3 protein-coding genes are annotated in these 2,176 nt (G+C 38.3%); all 3 read right to left on the minus strand.

What is annotated here, in order from left to right:
- On the minus strand, positions 1 to 149 hold a 149-nt coding region (locus FTU09_RS13605), incomplete at its 3' end, for a RepB family plasmid replication initiator protein (protein WP_180080575.1).
- Between the two features lie 935 nt (positions 150 to 1,084).
- A complete protein-coding gene (locus tag FTU09_RS13610) occupies positions 1,085 to 1,243 on the minus strand; it encodes a hypothetical protein (RefSeq protein WP_171406662.1) in 159 nt (52 codons plus the stop codon).
- Positions 1,236 to 2,176, minus strand: a 941-nt coding sequence (gene repM / locus FTU09_RS13615; protein ID WP_180080578.1) for a replication initiation protein RepM, incomplete at its 5' end; no start/stop codon positions are given. The genes repM and FTU09_RS13610, both read right to left, overlap by 8 nt.

A 2,176-nucleotide genomic window follows, 5' to 3' on the forward strand; every position in this document is an offset into this window, starting at 1 on the left:
GCATGAACCGTAAGCGGGTCATTTGCATTAATTCCTTTGCCTGATTCTCTTGCTTCGATGATTGCCAATAGAATTAAACGCTGTTCAACGAGATCCAAGTTGTAACTAGCGTTCATTAGGGCATTGTCTTTCACTACTAATTTGCTCATAAGTACACATTATAATTTCATTGGATATATCCATACTATTTAAATGTGTGTAAATACGCAAGGTAAACGTGGACATATTGATAGGTAAACGTGGACATATTGATAGGTAAACGTGGACATATTGATAGGTAAACGTGGACATATGTCCTCTGTATGCATTGCTATATAAGCGTTTGAGGTCGTCTAAAAGCATTTAAAAGCATTTAAAAACATTAAAAGCCCATTTTCATCACGAAAATTGCCCTATGTTTTCGCTTTGCTCAAACTTTTTTGACTAAGCAAGCTTAGTCGAGGGGCAATTTCTGCAAACAGTGGGGAAGAAGTCAAAGGTTTAGAAGAAAAAAAATCAAATAAGCAAGCCTACCCGTATATACAAAATGTAGCCACATTTTGATATTCGGGGACTTGTTAGGGGATTTCCCCTAAGACCCGAAAACAAGCAAAAGCAACTATGAACTCGCTTCGCTCGTATTTTCTTAAAAGCAAAAGCTCACGATAGTAAAAACAATCTAGCAGCCAATATTTTTAAAAGCGGTTTTTCAGAGGGGGGAATAATCGAACTTTCATAACTTCGCTCGTAGACACTCGCTAATATCTTTTTTTGTGAACTCTAGAAAGAGCAAAACAGAACGAGTGTCTACGAGTGACAACCAGGTATTAAAATTAAGAAAGTTTTTATCTCTGATTACAAGCTCCCCTTAGCACCTAAACGGGAGTTTTTAGCCATCCCGAATGGGTGGCGACACAACTGCAAAGTTGTCACGAAGTGTCACTACTTCGGTAGTGACGCTTCGTACAACGATGGCTAGGAAAGGGATACAGAAGAAAATTCCACGTGATTGCCACGTGACAGACAATTTTTGCAGGGCAAAAACGCACCTATTGGACTCAATGGTAAAGTGCGCCCTTCGGGGGAAAATCAAAAAATTGTAGGTTCACCTTTTTTTCATTATCGAAATAATTTTTTCAAGGCGTGCAATATGTTTATTTTTAGACTCAACATGCGCATTTTTATTTTCAATAACCTCCTTTAGCTTAATAATTTCTTTATTTAGTCTCTCTATTTCTAGTAGTAACTTTTGAGGTTCAGACATTTTTCTTTCCGTAATCTGTTTCTGTTTTCAATGCTGTGAAAATTCGTTTTGCTGTTTGCTCATCTGCCTTTTCAGGGCTTCTTAGGATATTTCCGATCCAATTGGCAAAGGTTGGATAGTCGGGGAAGTTACTCAAGTCTGAAATACTGCCTAATTTGCACAGAATCATGCTGTATTTTGCTATCTGAGGCTCCGTAAGGGGTTTTATCGTGTCTAGGTCATTCGTGGCTGTTTTTGGCGTTTCTGTGGCAATTTCGGCTTGTTTGGGCTTCTTCTGCTTAAACTTGAATGAAAATCCTGTGATTGTCCGCCCTTTTTTGTGCTGTTCGTAGGTGGCTGTGATGTCGGTATGCTCGTTAATCTGTTTAATTGAATGTTCAATAACTCGTTCTTTCAAGTGTGCAATTCGATGATATTCACTATCTAACACACCAACCCGATTTCTAAATTCGCCTAGCTCAATAATTGGTGTTTTCCCTGTGCTACGCCAGCAAATCAATAACTCGTATAAGCGAATTGCATAAGCACTCGATAAATCACTAATTTGCTCAATATCATACTTGGTGAACTGTTCTTCTAGCCTTGTAATCAGTGGGACAATAGCAGGTGCAAATATTATTTTTACTGTTGCTTCTGTATCAATGTAAATAATTTCACTAACCCAACGTGAACGATGATTTTGTATGTTCCCTTTTTCACTTTTGGATTGGTAGCTGAATTGACGTGCAAACAAGTTATCACAAGCATCTTTGAGAGCTTGATATGCAGTTACTCGATGAACACCAAATTGATTGATATAACTCTCTGCATGAACCGTAAGCGGGTCATTTGCATTAATTCCTTTGCCTGATTCTCTTGCTTCGATGATTGCCAATAGAATTAAACGCTGTTCAACGAGATCCAAGTTGTAACTAGCGTTCATTAGGGCATTGT

This window comes from Acinetobacter sp. YH12058, assembly GCF_013419805.1.
Taxonomy (GTDB): Bacteria; Pseudomonadota; Gammaproteobacteria; order Pseudomonadales; family Moraxellaceae; genus Acinetobacter; species Acinetobacter towneri.

Bases quoted from the DNA above. Each gene is read 5' to 3' on its own strand.
- FTU09_RS13610 (WP_171406662.1), bottom strand. From the start codon at position 1,243: ATGTCTGAACCTCAAAAGTTACTACTAGAAATAGAGAGACTAAATAAA.